The sequence below is a fragment of the Ureibacillus endophyticus genome, from assembly GCF_003628435.1.
Taxonomy (GTDB): Bacteria; Bacillota; Bacilli; order Bacillales_A; family Planococcaceae; genus Ureibacillus; species Ureibacillus endophyticus.
Genome location: NZ_RBZN01000057.1, coordinates 1 through 17871, shown reverse-complemented (window position 1 = coordinate 17871; position 17871 = coordinate 1). Strand labels below are relative to the sequence as shown.

The following is a 17871-nucleotide window of genomic DNA, read 5'->3' as shown; positions in this document are numbered from 1 at the left end:
AGTTGTGTGGTGTGGTAACCTCAACTAACATCAAAATTCAGGGGGTGGCAAGTTTTTTTGCATAAAAGACTGTAAAACCAACGATTATTAGCGATTTATATATATAAGTTTTGACAATACGTCTAAGGGCTAGGGGGGATGTTTTATGTTTTTAAAAAGAGTTGAATTAAAAAGAGAATTAATCTCATCTTATAAAGAATATCCGTTTTCAATCCCATCAATTAGGAGTTTGGAGCAAATGGAGATTGAAAACAATGTTACCTTCTTTGTTGGTGAGAATGGGTCAGGGAAATCAACCCTGCTAGAAGCAATTGCAGAAATGTGTGGATTTAATACAGCTGGTGGTGGAAGAAATAATATTTATCAAGTGCACCGCGCAGAATCGGCCCTTGGTCAATATATCCGCCTTTCTTGGTGGCCAAAAGTTACAAATGGTTTTTTCCTTCGAGCAGAATCTTTTTATAACTTTGCAACCCATATTGATGAGATGTGGGAGGAAGATAAAGTGAATTCATATAAAGCTTATGGAGGAAAATCGTTACATGAACAATCCCATGGTGAATCTTTTCTTTCTCTTTTCTTGAACCGATTTAGGGGTGGTGCTATCTATTTATTGGATGAACCTGAGGCAGCATTATCACCTCAAAAGCAATTATCATTTTTAAAAATTCTACATGACCTTACTACGAATGGAAACTGTCAATTTATTATTGCTACCCATTCGCCCATACTATTAGGATATCCAGGTGCTACAATATTCAGTTTTGATGATGGAGAGATTAAAGAAGTTAATTATGAAGAAACAGATCATTATCAAATTACACGATACTTTTTAGAAAATAGGGAAAAATTTTTGCGAGATATATTAGAAGAGGAGGAGTAAAGAGTGGTAAATCGTTGTGCATGGGTAACAAAGGAGCAATTGTATATTGATTATCACGATAAGGAATGGGGAGTTCCTGTCTATGATGATCGCCATCTTTTCGAAATGTTATGTCTAGAAGGTGCTCAAGCTGGCCTTAGTTGGTGGACAATTTTACAAAAAAGGGAGAATTACCGAAAGGCATTTGATAATTTTGATGCGAAAAAAATTGTTTGCTATACAGAAGAAAAACTTGAAGCATTGAGACTAGATGCAGGAATTGTAAGGAATCGATTAAAAATTCAAAGTGTTGTAACCAATGCGGAGGCCTTTTTAAGAATACAAAAAGAGTACGGTTCTTTTTCGAATTACATATGGGGATTTGTCGATCATACACCAATTATTAACCATTGGAAAACGATATCGGAAGTTCCAGCTTCAAATGAACTTAGCGACAAGATGAGTAAACGATTGAAAAAAGATGGTTTTAAATTTGTTGGTAGTACAATTTGCTATTCATTTATGCAAGCTGTTGGGATGATAAATGACCATACTTTAGATTGCTTCTGTCATCCAACAAATAAGTAAGATTAATAAATGATTGAACTCTTCCTATATAATTGCATTTCATATGGAAGGGGGAGTACTTGAAGAGATTCCCATTTATATTATTGTTAGTTTTAATCATAGTGACCGCCTGCTCCTTAAAAGAATTCAATGAAGATAAAGTTAAAATAGAATTAACTCAACAATTTATAAATGAATATTTCATAGGGTATACAATTAAATGTAACGATTAATTCTAATGCTACTCTTATTTAATAATGTAAGCTAATCTCCCGATAAGGACAAAAGAGGGGACAAAGAATTATAGTTTTGTTTTAGTGGGTGTCCCGAACAAAGAAGAAACGATTAAGCATTCAAAGTTTACACACTTTGAATGTTTTTGTTTTATTTGCAGTTTATTAAACATATATCATGTAACTATAGTGAATACAAATTATTTACAAAAAAATGCAGATAAGACATAATGATATACTAATTTATTCCTATAAATGGTATAGGTACAAAGGTAAAAGTATTAATTTTCTTAGTTTGTTCACAACTATATACCTACTATGAGTTAATACTTTGGTAAAATGTAATAAATTAGAGAAGTTAACACGATTATGGACGGTATGGCAAGTTTTTATTTGGCTAAGGAGTAAACAATCATGAAGATAATGAAACAAATGATTGATGAATCAAATATTGAAGAGATTAAAGAGCAGTTGAAAAAACTGCTGGATATAGAATATGCACTAGATAAGTCATCCATTATCGCGATTACAGATCAAACAGGCACTATTAATTATGTAAATGATTTATTTTGTGAATTATCCCAATATAGTCGAGAAGAATTAATGGGTCAAAACCATCGAATCTTAAATTCTGGCTACCATTCGAAACAATTCTTTAAAGATATGTGGAAGTGTATCGGCGAGGGAAACATCTGGAGTGGGGAAATCAAAAACAAAAGAAAAGATGGAAGCCTTTATTGGGTTCACGCCACGATAGTTCCATTCCTAAATGAAAAGGGAAAGCCCTATCAATATATTTCAATTCGGACAGATATAACGAAGGAAAAGGAATTAGAGGAACAGGTTATTCAAAGTAACGAAAAATATCGTTTGATTGCTGAGAATACAGTTAACCTAATTACGTTAATTAGAGAAAATGGTAACATCGAATATGCTTCACCATCATTTCAGAATGTATTACACTACGATTTAAAGGAATTGGAACAAGGGAATTTGTTTGACTTGATTCACCACGATGACTTGCCTTTTTTACAAAAAGATTTGGATTTCTTTTTAGAAAAGGGACAACAAAGCTTAGATTGCGAATTTAGGTTACGTACAATAAAGGGGAACTATATTTTTGTAGAGGCAGTTATCAGTAAAACAAAGCATACAGATGGTTCCTTTAAAGACCTTATTTTAGTTGTGATGAAGGATATTACAGGTAAGAAAGAAGTAGAAAAGAAAATCTTCCATTTAGCTTATCATGATGCTTTAACGGATTTTCCAAATAGACGTTCTTTCATGAATCAACTCCGCAACGAATTAATTAATCGACATAAATCAAAATATAAAATGTCTATTCTATCTATAGATTTAGATAACTTTAAATCAATTAATGATCAAGTAGGTCATGATGTGGGAGATATTGTACTGAAGAGAGCTGCAGAAAATATCCAAAAGGCAATTCGCCCAATTGATATCGCAGGTCGAATGGGTGGCGATGAATTTATCGTCATGTTAAATAAGGTAAAAGATATACAAGAAACTGAAGCTATTGTAAAACGAATACTAAGCAACTTTAATGAAGCAATTAATATTGAAGGACAAGATTATTTTGTGACATGTAGTATTGGTGTAGCAAATTATCCTGAGCACGGAGATTCGCCTGAAGAACTTATAAAAAATGCAGACAACGCTCTTGCTCATGTGAAAAGCGGCTCGAAAAATGATTTTTTAATTTTTAATAAAACAATCGAAAATCAATCTATTGAACGTCGCTTACTTGAAAGTGCTATGAGAACTGCTATTAAAGAAAACCAATTTTATTTAGAATATCAGCCGAAAGTAAATCTTCAAACAAACAAGATCATAGGTATGGAAGCGCTGGTTCGTTGGCATCATCCGGATCTAGGTACGATTTCTCCTGGTAAGTTTATCCCACTAGCAGAAGAAACCGGATTAATCGTTCCTTTAGGGGAATGGATTTTAAAGGAAAGTTGTAAACAAACTAAAAAATGGCATGATATTGGTTATACTGATATAACAGTTTCAGTAAATGTGTCTGTTCGTCAATTGGAAGATCCTTTGTTCATTGATAAAGTAAAAAATGTATTAATGGAAACAAAGCTCAATCCAGAGTGGTTAGAAATTGAAGTGACAGAAAGTATTCTTGCAGATGTAGAGAATATTGTTAAGATTTTACGAGAGATACGTCAGTTAGGTATTCAAATCTCTTTAGATGATTTTGGGACAGGGTACAGCTCCTTAAGTTATATTAAAAACTTACCGATTGATATTTTAAAGATAGATCAATCATTTGTGAAAGATATCCACCAAAATGAGGAAAGTAGCGCGATTGTACAAGCAATACTAAAAATTGCTGATTCCATAGGGCTTCAAGTAATTGCAGAAGGAATAGAATTACAAGACCATGTTCTTAAGCTATCAAAAGATGGCTGTAGATTCGGACAAGGTTATTTCTTCAGCCGACCATTAAAGGTGGATGCTTTTGAGCAATTTATGGATCGTCTACTTGTAACAATATAAAAGTTCATTTTTAAAGGACGTTTAAGGAAACTTAATCGTTCTTTTTTGATTTTTAGTAGCTTTCGTTGAAGTAGGTTTTGAGCAATGAAGGGTAAAACTGCAATTGGAAAAGTTCTAATGATTTTCATAATGCAGATAAAAGATAAAAATCTGAAGTTAATTGCTAAGTTTTATCTAAAAAGTTCATTCCATCATAAGTTCAAAATAAATTGAGAATATTAAAATATTGGAGAAACGATTCTATTCAAATGGAGGAATTAAGATGAGAAGCGCAAGCCCGTATGTTTTTGTGGACAATTGCATTGAAGTGATAGAATTTTATCGCAATCTATTTGGTGGTGAAATACGAAATATTCAACAAGATGATGATGGGAAATGCTTATATGCTGAGCTGTCTTTTGGTTCAAGTAGTATTCATTTTTCTGATACTTATGGACAAACTCAAAAAGGTGATAACGTACGCATTTCTTTGGAATGTGAAAGTGAGAAAGAAATTAGGAGGGTTTATCAATCGCTTATAGTTGACGGGAGTATAACCTTTGAGCTTCAGCAAACTTCTTGGGGTGCGTTACATGCCAATGTTGTCGATCAATTTGGGGTAGGGTGGCTTTTAAACTTACAGCAATCATGACAGTTTTATTACGATTGGTATGAAGTACTGTTTTTTCATTAGTGAAAGAAGTATTATAAACATGTAAGTAAAATACTTCTTTAATGGAGGCAAGCATAATGGAAAATAACGAAAAAGCAGCCCGTCTACAAATCATGTTAAGTGAGGCATTACAACCAATGCTTGATAAAATTGATTCTTTAGAGCAAGAAGTAAAAACATTAAAAGAGTCACAAGAAGAATTGAAAAAATTAATATTAGAAAAAGTATAATTCCTCTTACTTTGCACAAATTATAGTTAGACTGATAAGCACATAACTCACAACCCTCTTTCTTAAGCCGATTTCCTTCAATCAAAGGATTTCGGTTTTTTTATCATTTTATGGTAATCTTATAGAAAAGTAGAGGAGTACGGTTTGTGCATTTTAAATCAATTGGTTTGGTTGTGCTTATTAGTTTAATTGGTGTTTTTTGTTTTAATCTAACTGGTCTGCCAGTACCTTGGATGTTAGGGCCATTATTTGCTGTCTTAATTAGTCAGTTCTTAATAAAATATGAATTATACTGGCCAGTCAAATTTCGGAATTTTGGGTTAATAATTGTGGGAATCTCCATTGGTCAAGCTTTTCAAATGAATTTACTAGCTGGAGCGGGTTGGCTGGTTACATTCATGCTTCTTTTAAATATTGTGCTCGTAATTATTAGCATCTTTATGGCATTGGGGATACAAAAAATAGGTAACATATCATTAAAGACAGCATTAACTTGTACTGTACCGGGTGGTTTAGCACAAATTACAGTGTTTGCTGAGGAAGAAAAAGATATCGACTTAGCAGTTGTTGTTTTCTTCCACGTAGTTCGAATCATTAGTATTGTATTCCTCGTGCCTTTTTTTCTCTCGGGTCATATTATTCAGGCAAGCGGTGGAGATAGTCTCGAACTGGGATCCATCATTCCAATAATTTTATTAATAATTGCCTCTTACGTTAGTGCGATTGTAGGGTTAAAATTGAAAATCCCGGTATCATTCTTTTTGTCGCCAGTATTATTATTGGTGATCCTTAATGTTTGTTCAATTGATACACCAGAATTACCAAGCATATTACTTCATATTGCACAATTATTTATGGGAGCATACATCGGACTTCAATTGAAGCCAGAAATGTTGAAGTTAGGAAAACGGGTTTTAATTTTAGGTATTGGTATTGCATTGTTCCTGTTAGCTGTGACATTTGGTCAAGCATTACTATTAAAATACTTTTTACATTATTCATTAGCAACAAGCTTTTTAAGTACTGCAGCAGGTGGACTAGATCAAATGAGCTTGCTTGCTACAGCAGTTGGTGCAGATGTGTCTGTAGTTACAGTGTTCCAAATGTTTAGATTGCTATTTGTTTTTCTCGTTGTACTACCGTTATTGAAAGTAGCATGTTCTATGATAGATAAGAAAAATGATATTAGTATTGTTAAAAGTTAATGTATTTAACAAAAATTTTACAGGTTTGTTATAGTAAATCTCTATTTATATAGTTAAAATGATAGAAATGAATAATATATCAGAAAACTATATATTGGAGTTGAAATCATGGCTAAAAACAAGAAGCGGCTTTCTATTTTTTTAGCAACTGCACTTGTACTCTCTCAATTTTCGGTAGTTTCCGCGAATGAAGAAATAAGTTTAGATGAAGAAAATGCTGTAAATGAAGAGTTACCGGTAATTAATCAAGAGTTGGATTCTACAATTAATGAAACTCAACCTACAGAGTCTACAGAGCAACCACCAAACGAGGCTGAAGAAATAACCGTACCTACAGAAGAAGATGGAGGAACTTCAGAACCCTCAGAACCATCCGATGTAGAACCATTACCGGAATTAGAACCTGAAATTTCACCTTATACAAATGGAAATGGGAAAGTAATAAAAACTACTCCTTATTATTTTGTTTCATCCGGCGTATTTAAAGAGGTTGGAACGTTAGAAGAGGGAGTAGTGATTACACCAACGAGAGTGACGACAAATTATTTAATTGTGAAAGCAGGAAGTAAGTACTTTTATATTCCAAGAGATGCTTTTACATCAACCGATGAGAAATCTAATTTAGAAGCACATATACAAGGAAGTTTTCCAAGAACAATTGTTGCTGAAAAAGACTCGCCAATTACTGATAAAGCTGGTAATAGTATTGGAACAATTGTAAAAGGAGAGCAAGTGAAATTACATATGGTCACTGGTGGCCGAGGTGTTATTGAGTTACTTGGTAAACGAGTGTATGTAGACTTAAGTAACTTCCAGCATTTAGATCAGGTAATGCCGAAGAAGAATATTACTTATAAGGAAATGGAGTATTATTTGAAAGTATTTTCTTATATGTATCCTGAATTTACCGAGCTTGTTAAAATTGGTACATCTGTACAGGGAAGAACTTTGTATGCATTAAAAGTGGGAACTGGTAAAAAAGAAATATTAATGGATGCTTCGATGCATGCAAGGGAACATATGACAACGAATGTGTTGCTCGAAATGATTGATCAATATACATATCATTATGTAAAAGGAACAAAGTTTAATGGCTATCAAGTTAAAACATTATTAGACCAAGTAAGTATTTGGTTTGTACCAATGATGAATCCAGATGGTGTAACACTTGTACAAACAAAAGAAAATGCCAGTGCTTCTACTAAAAAATTAAATAATGGTAGCACAAACTATAATCGTTGGAAAGCAAATATTCGCGGAGTAGATTTAAATCGTAACTTTGATGGGGGATGGGCGACAAAGGCTACAGCAAAAGCACCTTCCTATAAAAATTACAAAGGTACCAAAGCATTTTCTGAGCCAGAATCACAGGCATTAAGAAATTTTGTAGCAAAGCATAAGTTTAAATCCTACATTTCTTATCATAGTTCAGGATCTGTCCTTTATTATTATCATCACCAAAAAGGTACTCAATTAACTCGCGACCTTTCTGTTGCAAAAATGATTAGTAAGGTTACAGGTTATCGAGTGTTACCGCCAACTGGGGAAACTGGTTCAGGAGCCTCAACTGATTGGTTTATTATGAACTATAAAATACCGGGAATTACAGTTGAAATAGCACCAGCTGTAGGAGAAACAGTTGTGTCATTGAAATATTGGGATAGTGTATGGAAAAAGCACCAAACTATAGGCTTACTAGCAGCAAACGAAGCAAATAAAAGATAAATTAATGGGTGTCTCAAAATGTTGAGGCACCTTTTTAATATATGTAATAATCAAATCTCTATCAATTATATGCTGGCCAAGTGTTTAAATCACTGAATTTAATAGTATATTTCGAAGTTATTTAAATATGGCCTTATATGTACTATACTATTATTTGCGTTGTAGAGTTTGTATGTATAACACGGTATGCATTTTCTTTACAATTAGCCATTTATTTTTCAAAATTAATATGATTGTTGTATATCCTATTTAAGTGGTATGATAGAATATAGTGCTTATCTACGTGAGCCTAACAATGAGGAGAATTAGACACACTATGCAAAACTATATGAACTTATGGGCGAAGACAGTAAAAACCGGAATTATTAAGTCCAACTTAGTTCCGATGATTGCTGCACTAATGCTCGCTCTATATACGTATGAACTAAGTTTTGTTGAACATATACCACATATTTTATTTGCCTTTATTGGTACGGCCTTAATTATCGGGGCTGCAGGATCTTTTAATAATCTATATGACCGTGATATTGATGCAATTATGCAACGTACGAAATCACGTCCTACAGTAACAGGTGAGTTAAATTCAAAAAATGTATTAATTGTTGGATTTGTAATACTCATAGCAGGACTAATTGCATTGTACTTAACAACGCCGCTTGCAGCATTTCTTGGATTTTTAGGTGTTTTCTTTTATGTGGTTCCATATACAATGTGGACAAAAAGAAAGACTATCTGGAATACTGAGGTAGGAAGTATTTCGGGAGCAATGCCACCATTAATTGGTTGGGCAGCTGTTGCTCCAGATATATGGCATCCAGCAGCATGGGCATTGTTTATTATTATGGTTATTTGGCAAATGCCACATTTCTATGCCATTGCCATCCGTAAAAGAGATGACTATGGTGCAGCGAATATCCCTATGTTACCTGTTATTAAAGGTATGAGAAGAACATATATTCAAACAAATATATATCTTATACTTATGATGTTTACTAGCTTATTATTTATTCCATTAAGTTTGGGATTAATGTGCGCTTCTTTAGTTTTAGGTGGTATTTGGTTATGGATTAGTTTTGTTGGTTACCGCCAAATGGATGAGAAAAAATGGGCAAATAAAATGTTTGCATATTCTTTAATTTATATGACTGCTGTTTTTGCAACAGTTATTATATATGCATCGGTAGGTATTTTTCTTCAATAACAGATGGGGATGATGATATCTAAATGTTATCATCATCTTTGAAAGAGATGTGTATGATGCACATCTCTTTTTTATTTGATAAAAATTTAATATGTTATATATGTGCATGGTAGAAGAAATAGGTGCTTTAATAGGGATTTTGTATGTTTTATAAACAAATCATCTCAAATTTGTGAACATGATTGTGATAAAAATGTGACATGGTATTAGAGGGGATATTCAAGGAAATAAGTTGATGTTACACTTTAATTAACATAAAGCGTTAAACATTCGATAACGTTTTATGTAAGTCGCTCTTAAAGTGTCTAGTAGGCTATTTAAGAACCTAATAAAAGCTTTGACAACATATATAACCTCCCCTTTATATTATATAGAATAACGCTTTTTTAGGTCGTATTAAAACACCGTGCTGTTCGAGAGGCATGGTGTTTTTAATAATTAAAAAACCGATGAAATATAGATATATTTCATCGGAATGATATCAATGTTAGAATGCAATAAATGAATAGAATCCAAATAAAAATGCAATAGCCGCTAAAGTGGAGTAAAAAATGCTAGCATTTTTCTTTGGTGCTTGAGATTCGATAAAAGCCATAGCACTAAATAAGGGACCTGTTAAAATAAATGCCCAAGGAAGTAAGTGTGGACTGCCTGCTACAAAAGTATAAATTCCAATCAATAAAAGCAGTAAACCTACAACTGGTTGGAAATAAAATACTAAACCCCATTTTGTTTCCATTCTATCACTCTCCTAACAAATGTTTTTATTATCTAGCGTTTTATGGTATAAGTTCAATTCTACAAATATTTAGAAAATTCCTTTTAAATTAACATATGTAATATTTGTAATATAAATTGAGAGAGTTTGAAAATAGAAAAAAGTGACTCAAAAGATACCCTTTGAGTCACCAATGTGGTTATAGTTTTAAATTTGATACTTCGTGTAAATAATCACCAAGTACACGAAGGCCTTTATCAAAGTTTTCTAAATGGAAGTGTTCATTAGGTGCGTGGAAGTTCTCGCTATTTAGTCCAAAGCCCATTAACACTACTGGTAATGATAATATTTCATCGAATGCTGCAACGATTGGAATCGAACCGCCTCCGCGAATAAAAGCTGTAGGAACATTGTAGATTTTCTCATAAGATCGACCTGCAGCTTGAATAAGCGGATGATCAAAAGGAGTCATGTAAGGTGCACCTTTATCAAATTCAGAAACATTTACTGTTACGCCTTTTGGTTTATGCTTTTCAATATGTGCTTTTAGTAATTGAACGATTTCGTTTGGATCTTGATCTGGTACTAAACGACAAGTAATTTTTGCTCCTGCTTCTGCGGGTAGTACTGTCTTAATTCCTTCACCAGAGAATCCTCCAAATACACCGTTAACTTCTAATGTAGGACGAGCCCAAGTTTGTTCAAGATAAGAATAGCCAGCTTCACCAAACAATTCTTGAACACCAATTTCTTCTTTTAGTGCTTCTTCATCAAATTGAAGGTCGCGGTATGCTTGACGTTCTTCATCTGAAAGAGGGCGTACTTTATCATAGAAACCTTCAACTTGAATTGTGCCATGTTCATCACGGAAGGAAGCAAGGATTTCTGCTAGTGCATGAATTGCGTTTTGAACGCCACCACCATATAAACCTGAATGTAAATCTCCCTTTGCTCCACGCACGTCTATTTGAACGCCTGTTAAACCGCGTAATCCATAACACACGGCAGGTTTTCCTGGAGCATAAAGGCCTGTATCAGAAATTAAGATTAGGTCTGCAGCTAACTTTTCTTTATTTGCTTCTACATAGGCTGGTAGATTAGGGCTACCGATTTCTTCTTCACCTTCATAAATGAATTTTACGTTTACCGGAAGTGTACCTTCTGTAGCAAATAATGCCTCAATCATTTTTAAGTGCATATACACTTGGCCTTTATCATCAGATGCACCACGAGCAAACAGTTTGTTGTCTCGTATTTCAGGTTTGAAAGGTTCAGAATCCCATAAATTTAACGGATCTACTGGTTGTACATCATAGTGTCCATAAAATAGTATGGTTGGTTTACCTTCAGCGTGTAGCCATTCCCCGTAAACGACTGGGTGTCCTTTTGTAGGGTCTACCGAAACGTTTTCGATATTTAGTTTACGAAGTTTATCTGCTAGCCAATTAGCAGCTGTCTGCATGTCTTCTTTATGCTCTGAAAGGGAGCTAATGCTTGGAATGCGAAGGAAATCAAACAATTCTTCTAAATGCTTCTCGCGGTTATCCGAGAAATACTTATCTAACTTTTGTAAATGACTCAATGCGAATCCCTCTCTTTTCAAAATTTTCAAGTAGCAGAAATAGTATAGCACATCAAGGCATATCGTATTGATGGTGAGCTTCTGAAGAGCAGGAGTACCCGGTACACAAACAATTCTGAATATTTCCAGTGCCAGGTACACAAACAAACACAAACAATTTTGAAAATTTAAGTCAACTGTTGTACAAACAATTTCAAAAATTACAAGTGATGGGTTTGAATCTTACAGGAATGTAATGAAATTGAAAGCAAATACGATAGAGTGTAATCCAATAATTTGGGAAAATGATAACAGAAGTTAGATAATGGAGGAAATTAAAAATGACTAACTGTTTATCGGCAATTTACGAGGAATTTAATCGTTATATATATCACTTATGTTTAAAATTAACACGCAACACTGCAGAAGCTGAAGATTTAATGCAGGAAGTGTGGGTAAAAGTTGTTCGTAATGAAGAACAAGTAAAGCAGGTTGACCATGTAAAAGCTTGGTTAACAACAATTACAATGAATACATTCCGCGACCGTTATCGCAAAAATGTGAGAAGAAGCAAATATATGATGAGTCAACCTGAAACATTAGACGTACCGATTTTAGATTTGGTTCCCAATAATGACATATCAACTGAAGAACAAATTGAAAAGGACGCCGTAACAAAAATTGTACAGGAAAAAATGCTACAATTGGACGGCATCTATCAAAAAACGTTATGGTATTTTTATGTGGATCAATATTCACTTGCTGAAATCTCTACACTTATGAAGGTTTCAATTGGAACAGTCAAATCTCGTCTATTTAGAGCAAAAGCACGTTTAAAAGAAATCTTATTGTCTGATGACAATATTGCAGAAGTGGTACTTCCTGCTTAAAAATATACAAAATAAAAAACGCAAGGTGCAGATTGAGCATCTTGCGTTTTAATTATTAGCCATAAAAACTCTGGGTAGAAAATCAAATTCTCTACTCAAGTTTACCTTGTTGGCCATTTCCACTAACTAAGCATTTTTCAAAGATAGTATGTAGCGTTTTAATTTCATCAGTAGAAAGCATGCCAAACATAGAGTTTGCCATTGCGGTTACTTGAGCTCGAGATTCTACAAGGACTTTTTCTCCTTCTGGTGTAATCGCAATTTGAGCAGCACGGCGATCGGCGCTATTCTGAGTTTTCTCGATTAATCCGCTTTTGATTAGCTTCGTTGTAAGTACTGTAACACCACCAGTAGTTACTTTTAACCGTTCTGCAATGGCTGAAGGTCGTTTTGGTCCTTCTTTTGATAATAAATCTAAAAGCAGAATATGAGATTTTGAAAATCCTAAATTATTCTGTTGATTCCATTCATTTGCCCATTTTCTCTCTAATGAAGCTACAACTTCAAATAGGGAGGAAAGAGTTTCATATCTTTGGCTATCCATAATGTTTTCGCTCCACTTACATAAATCATATCGCATGTCTGGTGAAATACTTCATTCACGAGACAATTAAACTTGTGATACAAGTTGTTGCATCGCGTTTAATTCATAAGCACGTACTTTACGTGGAATGAAGCGTCGAATGTCCATCTCGTTATAACCAACTTGAATTCGTTTTTCATCTAGTAAAATAGGACTTCTTAACATACGTGGATGTTGTTGAATTAAGTTATATAAATCTTGAATAGAAAGTTGGTCAATATCAATATCAAGATTTTTAAAGTCGTTAGAGTTAGTAGCGATGATTTCGTCAGTACCGTCTTCTGTCATTCTTAATATATTTTTAAATTCTGCTAATGTTAAAGGTTGAGAAGTAATTCGTTTTTCTGTGTAGTCAATCTTGTTTTCTTTTAACCATTTAATAGCTTTTCTTGATGAAGAACAGCTAGATTGAGTATAAATTGTAACTGTCATTAAAATCTCCTCGCTTTCATTTGTTTTGTAATAGCTTATTAGTAAGAGATTTTGTCGTTATAAATATCTTACCAGTAAGCTAATTGTAAGTCAATAGTCACTTTATATTTAAGTGGGCTTCACATATATCTATAACCGTTTTTCTATAAATATATACGTAGTAAAGGAGAAAAAAGTTTCAAAAATTTGAGAATTGATTTGAATAATTGGCAGAACAAAATTGAAAGGTCAATTGTATTTTTGTTGTTAAAATAGTTAGATTAAAAGAATTTTTTAATAGGGGATTGAGTAGGGGAGGGTTCAAAAAAATATACCAATGACATTAAGTAAGGAGATTTTGCGAAATAAAAAAACGGTTGAACATCCTATTAAGATGTTCAAACCGATTGGATTTTATAAATCTGTCTTCCCAGAAGTGAACCAATCTTGAACGTTCCATACTTTTGTTGCCAAACCTTCGTAAAATTCTGGTTCGTGGGATACTAATACGATTGTTCCTTTATATTCTTGCATAGCACGTTTTAATTCTGCTTTTGCATCAACGTCTAAGTGGTTTGTTGGTTCGTCAAAGATTAGCCAGTTTGATTCTTCCATCATTAGCTTACATAAACGTACTTTTGCTTGCTCGCCCCCAGATAATGAATTTAATGGACGTGAAATATGTTCATTTTTCAAGCCAGCTCGTGCTAATGCCGCACGTACTTGATGTTGGTCCATGCTTGGAAATGCATTCCACACATCATCGATTGGTGTAATGTTTCCAGCTTTAACTTCTTGCTCAAAGTAGGAAGGGAATAAGAAGTCCCCACGGCGTACCGAACCACCTAGAGCATTAATTTTACCAAGCATTGTTTTGAGTAAAGTAGATTTCCCAACACCGTTCATCCCGATTAATGCGATTTTTTCTCCACGTTCAATCGTAAATGTAAGAGGTGGTAATAAAGGTTTTGCTGGATCATACCCAATGGATAAATTTTCTGCTTCAACAACATAGCGACTTGAAGCACGGGATTCTTTGAAACTAAATTCAGGCTTAACTGCAGTTTCTGGTCGATCGATTCTCTCTAAACGCTCTAATTGTTTTTGGCGAGACTTAGCACGACCAGTTGTTGAGTAACGAGCTTTATTTTTTGCAATAAATTCTTCTTGTTTTTTAATGAATTCTTGCTGCTTTTCGTAAGCATCAATATGTTGACGTTTATTAATTTCCGCTAGCTCTAAAAATTTCTCGTATGTTGCTGTATAGCGAGTCATCTTTGAAAACTCTAGATGGAAAATAACATCTACAACACCGTTCATAAATTCTGTGTCATGGGAAATTAAAAGAAAAGCATAAGGATAATCTTTTAAATAATTTGAAAGCCATGTAATATGCTCTTCATCTAAGTAGTTAGTAGGCTCATCTAGTAATAATACTTTTGGTTTTTCAAGTAAAAGTTTTGCTAATAAAACTTTAGTACGTTGACCACCTGAAAGAGCAGCAACATCTCGTTCTAATCCAATTGCATCTAACCCTAATCCTCGTGCAACTTCTTCTATTTTAATATCTAGTGTATAAAAATCGCCCGCATCTAAAGCGTCTTGAACATCTGCCATTTGCTCTAACAGAACTTCTAATTCTTCAGGTGTGGCATCTGCCATTTTAGCTGTAATTTCATTTAGTTCTTCTTCTTTTTTATAAAGAGGTAAGAATGCATCGCGTAGGACATCTCGCATAGTACGTCCTGCACTTAATACAGTGTGTTGGTCAAGGTAGCCGTAATGTGTACCTGGAAGCCATTCTACTTTTCCTGTATCGTGAATGATTTGTCCTGTAATAATCCCCATTAATGTAGATTTTCCTACACCATTAGCACCGACAAGTCCGATATGATCGCCTTCTACTAAACGAAAGGAAACATCTTTAAAAAGGGTACGATCCCCAAAAGAGTGACCTAACTTTTCAACAGTTAATATTGCCATATATAAATTTTCCCCCGATAATAATTGAATTATTGTAAAATCTTAATTTTAATTTGAGAATTTGACAGTGGAGAGCTCTATTTTTCAGCATTTTTAACGTGAAGGAGCCAGAGCGAGAGACCTCCGCATTTCTTAATGTCTAGCTGCGAACGCTAGCTCTTTCGGACACTTCGACTTCCTCCTGCGTGTACAAGTACACTTGTCAGAAGTCTCCAGTTTCTTTCACGGCTGAACAAACGCGCTCCGCTTTTCTATTTGTCCAGCTGCGAACGCTAGCTCCTCGACAACTTCAGAATCGCCTTCAAGGGCAAAAAAGCACCCTTTTGTCGATTCCTCCAGTTGTTGTCGGAGCTGGGCAAGCGTTCTCCGCTTTTCTATAAAAAAACTCGCGGCATTTTTACAACGCCGCGAGCTGTTTATTCAGTTCAGCAAGTTGTTTTTCCATGTTGGCAAGGCGCTCTTCCGCTTTTGCAACAGACTCAATATGTCCTGTATTTTCAAGTTTTTCGATATCACCTTGTAAATTTATATAATCCATTTTAAGTTCTGCAATTTTTTGTTGAAGCTCTGATTTTGTAGACATAAAAATGCTCCTTTAAAAAATCGGAAAGTCCCGATTTTGTGATTTCGTTTATGTAATTCTAGATGTTATTGTATCATAACAAGATGGATTTTATCATTAATAATAAGTTTAAAAAGGGGATAATGAGGGTAATTATGGTTGAACACACAAAATAAAAAGCTCTGGACAGTGTAGGCCGTACAGAGCGATTCTACTATTATTTATACAGTTTGAGTTCCAGCTGCAGACTCAATTTTTATGTTCGTTGTGTCATCTGATAACACTAATTGGAATGTACCTTTTGCTGTAACAACGTTTACTGTGAATAACTCACCTGAAATAGAAGCATTCTCAATAATTTGTTGAGGGTTCATGTTAAGCTCAGTACCCCAGTTAGACATGTTTACTAAGTAAATACCGTTATGTAAATTTAAAAATTCACTTACGGCATCCTTTGCGAATGCATCAACTTGAGTTAATTCTTCTTCAGCATAAATAGAAGCGATATATAATAATGTTTGATCGTCTGTACTAATACCAGTGAATAGTGGAGCTGCACCAATAATATCTTGTTTAATTAACCAGTTACTCGGTGTGATATTATTATCCTCTGAAACTTCAAGATACACTTGATCATCAATAAAACGAATCATATTTTTTGCAAATAATGATAAGTAGCGTCCATATTTAGCTGCTTTCTCTTCATCTGACACTAGAAGTTGTTGAACTAATGCATCGATATTACCGTTGCGAATTGCTTCAAATTGTTCATCAGATAAGCTATTTTCTTTCTTATATTCATTTAGTGCTGCACCGAATTCGTCGATTGTCATGTACTCGCGATCAACAAGTGCCTGTGCTAAATAAAGATGACTTTGTTTTTGGTGAGAGATTAGTGCTTCAACTTGTGATTCTGTTAAATAACCAAGCTCTACCGCGATTTCACCAAAGCGTTTATCCATTTGGCGTTGTTTTTCGTGAACTTCTTCAACTTGAGCAGTCGTCATGAAACCTTCATCTACAGCAATTACCCCAAATTTTACGTGAACTGTTTTTTGATATTCTAAAGCATCTGCTAATTGCTCACGTGTAATAAGACCGCGATTTAACAAATAATGACCGAAGTATTGGCTAAACATTGGCACTTTCCTCCTTCAAAACTTTCTCAATTAGTAGAGTCACAGATTCAAGAGATATTGGTTTTTGAATAAAATCAAATGCACCATTTGCAAGAGCTTCTTTTAGATGATCGCTTGTCCCTGCTGAAGAGGCCATTACAACTTTTGTTTCTGAATTAAATGCTTTAATATCTTTTAATGCTTCAATACCGTCTTTATCTGGCATTACGATATCCATAAAAATTAAATCAGGATTGTGCTCTTTTGCTAGCTCAACAGCAATCACACCATTTTCAGCTTCGATAATTTCTTCAATTTTACACTTCTCTAAAACAGATCGTAGTTTTTTTCTAATTAAAATTGAATCATCACAAATTAGAACTTTTAGGTTTTGTTTCATGATTTACAACTCCTTTTGCTTAAAGCTTTTTTTCTTGTTTTATGATTCGACATCTCTATATCTAATTCCTTTTTATCATATAGAGAGGGAATAAATAGTACCTATTGTATAAAAAATTGTAACAAAGTAGTTAATTTCATAAAAGTAGGGTGATGGAAAAACTACCAACAATTCTGTGAATTAAAAAAACCAGTCGAAATGACTGGTTCGATGATACTATTTTTAAAATGTGTGCTAAGCAAATGTGAACGCTAGTACTTTTTGAATCTTTTCTTTCTTGTCAGCTAGTACTTTCAAGAGCTGTGCTTGCGTTCTCCGCTTTTCTAATTGTCTAGCTGCGAACGCTAGCTCCTCGACAACTTCAGAATCGCCTTCAAGGGCAAAAAGCACCCTTTTGTCGATTCCTCCAGTTGTTGTCGGAGCTAAACGAGCGTTCTCCGC

Annotated in this window: 18 protein-coding genes; 9 read left to right on the top strand and 9 right to left on the bottom strand. The window is 34.2% G+C overall.

Features of this window, described 5'->3' with window-relative positions; genetic code table 11:
• Positions 1-145 precede the first annotated feature (145 nt).
• The 8 genes from D8M03_RS15505 to cyoE all read left to right on the top strand — a co-directional run bounded on the left by D8M03_RS15505 (position 146) and on the right by cyoE (position 9204).
• Entirely contained in the window at positions 146-883 is a 738-nt protein-coding gene (locus D8M03_RS15505; RefSeq protein WP_121215729.1) for an AAA family ATPase, read from the top strand.
• Positions 884-886: 3 nt separating this feature from the next.
• Positions 887-1450 carry a DNA-3-methyladenine glycosylase I gene (locus D8M03_RS15500; protein ID WP_121215728.1) on the top strand — a complete coding sequence of 188 codons (564 nt, stop codon included), beginning with the start codon at positions 887-889 and terminating at the stop codon, positions 1448-1450.
• Positions 1451-2076: 626 nt separating this feature from the next.
• A complete protein-coding gene (locus D8M03_RS15495) occupies positions 2077-4191 on the top strand; it encodes an EAL domain-containing protein (protein ID WP_121215727.1) in 2115 nt (704 codons plus the stop codon).
• Between the two features lie 262 nt (positions 4192-4453).
• Positions 4454-4822, top strand: coding sequence for a VOC family protein (locus tag D8M03_RS15490; RefSeq protein ID WP_121215726.1), 369 nt, complete (start codon positions 4454-4456; stop codon positions 4820-4822).
• 98 nt (positions 4823-4920) lie between these two features.
• On the top strand, positions 4921-5073 hold the full coding sequence (locus tag D8M03_RS17800) for a hypothetical protein (RefSeq protein ID WP_170148468.1): 153 nt from the start codon (positions 4921-4923) through the stop codon (positions 5071-5073).
• A gap of 146 nt (positions 5074-5219) precedes the next feature.
• Positions 5220-6278, top strand: coding sequence for an AbrB family transcriptional regulator (locus D8M03_RS15485; protein WP_121215725.1), 1059 nt, complete (start codon positions 5220-5222; stop codon positions 6276-6278).
• 108 nt (positions 6279-6386) lie between these two features.
• The gene (locus D8M03_RS15480) at positions 6387-8003 is read left to right on the top strand and encodes a M14 family zinc carboxypeptidase (RefSeq protein WP_121215724.1); all 1617 of its coding nucleotides are present in this window, start codon (positions 6387-6389) and stop codon (positions 8001-8003) included.
• 316 nt (positions 8004-8319) lie between these two features.
• Positions 8320-9204, top strand: a complete 885-nt coding sequence (cyoE, locus tag D8M03_RS15475) for a heme o synthase (RefSeq protein ID WP_245987644.1) — start codon at positions 8320-8322, stop codon at positions 9202-9204.
• A 487-nt stretch (positions 9205-9691) separates the two neighbouring features.
• Here the strand turns inward: cyoE and D8M03_RS15470 are convergent, their stop codons facing one another.
• Together D8M03_RS15470 and D8M03_RS15465 are read right to left on the bottom strand one after the other, a co-directional pair.
• Positions 9692-9943, bottom strand: coding sequence for a hypothetical protein (locus D8M03_RS15470; protein ID WP_121215722.1), 252 nt, complete (start codon positions 9941-9943; stop codon positions 9692-9694).
• A 178-nt stretch (positions 9944-10121) separates the two neighbouring features.
• The gene (locus D8M03_RS15465; RefSeq protein ID WP_121215721.1) at positions 10122-11504 is read right to left on the bottom strand and encodes a dipeptidase; all 1383 of its coding nucleotides are present in this window, start codon (positions 11502-11504) and stop codon (positions 10122-10124) included.
• Positions 11505-11824: 320 nt separating this feature from the next.
• Between D8M03_RS15465 and D8M03_RS15460 the strand changes: the two genes are divergently transcribed.
• Complete coding sequence (locus tag D8M03_RS15460) at positions 11825-12373, top strand: RNA polymerase sigma factor (protein ID WP_121215720.1); 549 nt, start codon at positions 11825-11827, stop codon at positions 12371-12373.
• A 91-nt stretch (positions 12374-12464) separates the two neighbouring features.
• Here D8M03_RS15460 and D8M03_RS15455 read toward each other — a convergent pair whose 3' ends face one another.
• The 7 genes from D8M03_RS15455 to D8M03_RS17795 all read right to left on the bottom strand — a co-directional run.
• Entirely contained in the window at positions 12465-12917 is a 453-nt protein-coding gene (locus D8M03_RS15455; RefSeq protein WP_121215719.1) for a MarR family winged helix-turn-helix transcriptional regulator, read from the bottom strand.
• A 66-nt stretch (positions 12918-12983) separates the two neighbouring features.
• Complete coding sequence (gene spxA, locus D8M03_RS15450; protein WP_121215718.1) at positions 12984-13388, bottom strand: transcriptional regulator SpxA; 405 nt, start codon at positions 13386-13388, stop codon at positions 12984-12986.
• A gap of 393 nt (positions 13389-13781) precedes the next feature.
• Positions 13782-15350 (bottom strand): ABC-F family ATP-binding cassette domain-containing protein, encoded by a 1569-nt coding sequence (locus D8M03_RS15445; RefSeq protein ID WP_121215717.1) that lies wholly within the window; start codon positions 15348-15350, stop codon positions 13782-13784.
• A 397-nt stretch (positions 15351-15747) separates the two neighbouring features.
• Complete coding sequence (locus tag D8M03_RS15440) at positions 15748-15933, bottom strand: SE1832 family protein (protein WP_121215716.1); 186 nt, start codon at positions 15931-15933, stop codon at positions 15748-15750.
• A gap of 200 nt (positions 15934-16133) precedes the next feature.
• On the bottom strand, positions 16134-17051 hold the full coding sequence (locus D8M03_RS15435; protein ID WP_121215715.1) for a cyclic di-GMP-binding domain-containing protein, MshE-related: 918 nt from the start codon (positions 17049-17051) through the stop codon (positions 16134-16136).
• Complete coding sequence (locus D8M03_RS15430; RefSeq protein WP_211330980.1) at positions 17044-17430, bottom strand: response regulator; 387 nt, start codon at positions 17428-17430, stop codon at positions 17044-17046. The genes D8M03_RS15435 and D8M03_RS15430 overlap by 8 nt, the downstream gene beginning before the upstream one ends.
• A gap of 234 nt (positions 17431-17664) precedes the next feature.
• The coding region (locus D8M03_RS17795) for a hypothetical protein (RefSeq protein ID WP_170148467.1) at positions 17665-17871 on the bottom strand (207 nt) is incomplete at its 5' end.

What these genes read in the sequence shown, in the direction of transcription:
- D8M03_RS15505 (WP_121215729.1), top strand. Translation starts at nt 146, where the DNA reads ATGTTTTTAAAAAGAGTTGAATTAAAAAGAGAATTAATCTCATCTTAT.
- D8M03_RS15495 (WP_121215727.1), top strand. Translation starts at nt 2,077, where the DNA reads ATGAAGATAATGAAACAAATGATTGATGAATCAAATATTGAAGAGATT.
- D8M03_RS15490 (WP_121215726.1), top strand. Translation starts at nt 4,454, where the DNA reads ATGAGAAGCGCAAGCCCGTATGTTTTTGTGGACAATTGCATTGAAGTG.
- D8M03_RS17800 (WP_170148468.1), top strand. Translation starts at nt 4,921, where the DNA reads ATGGAAAATAACGAAAAAGCAGCCCGTCTACAAATCATGTTAAGTGAG.
- D8M03_RS15480 (WP_121215724.1), top strand. Translation starts at nt 6,387, where the DNA reads ATGGCTAAAAACAAGAAGCGGCTTTCTATTTTTTTAGCAACTGCACTT.
- cyoE (WP_245987644.1), top strand. Translation starts at nt 8,320, where the DNA reads ATGCAAAACTATATGAACTTATGGGCGAAGACAGTAAAAACCGGAATT.
- D8M03_RS15470 (WP_121215722.1), bottom strand. Translation starts at nt 9,943, where the DNA reads ATGGAAACAAAATGGGGTTTAGTATTTTATTTCCAACCAGTTGTAGGT.
- D8M03_RS15460 (WP_121215720.1), top strand. Translation starts at nt 11,825, where the DNA reads ATGACTAACTGTTTATCGGCAATTTACGAGGAATTTAATCGTTATATA.
- D8M03_RS15455 (WP_121215719.1), bottom strand. Translation starts at nt 12,917, where the DNA reads ATGGATAGCCAAAGATATGAAACTCTTTCCTCCCTATTTGAAGTTGTA.
- spxA (WP_121215718.1), bottom strand. Translation starts at nt 13,388, where the DNA reads ATGACAGTTACAATTTATACTCAATCTAGCTGTTCTTCATCAAGAAAA.
- D8M03_RS15445 (WP_121215717.1), bottom strand. Translation starts at nt 15,350, where the DNA reads ATGGCAATATTAACTGTTGAAAAGTTAGGTCACTCTTTTGGGGATCGT.
- D8M03_RS15440 (WP_121215716.1), bottom strand. Translation starts at nt 15,933, where the DNA reads ATGTCTACAAAATCAGAGCTTCAACAAAAAATTGCAGAACTTAAAATG.
- D8M03_RS15435 (WP_121215715.1), bottom strand. Translation starts at nt 17,051, where the DNA reads ATGTTTAGCCAATACTTCGGTCATTATTTGTTAAATCGCGGTCTTATT.
- D8M03_RS15430 (WP_211330980.1), bottom strand. Translation starts at nt 17,430, where the DNA reads ATGAAACAAAACCTAAAAGTTCTAATTTGTGATGATTCAATTTTAATT.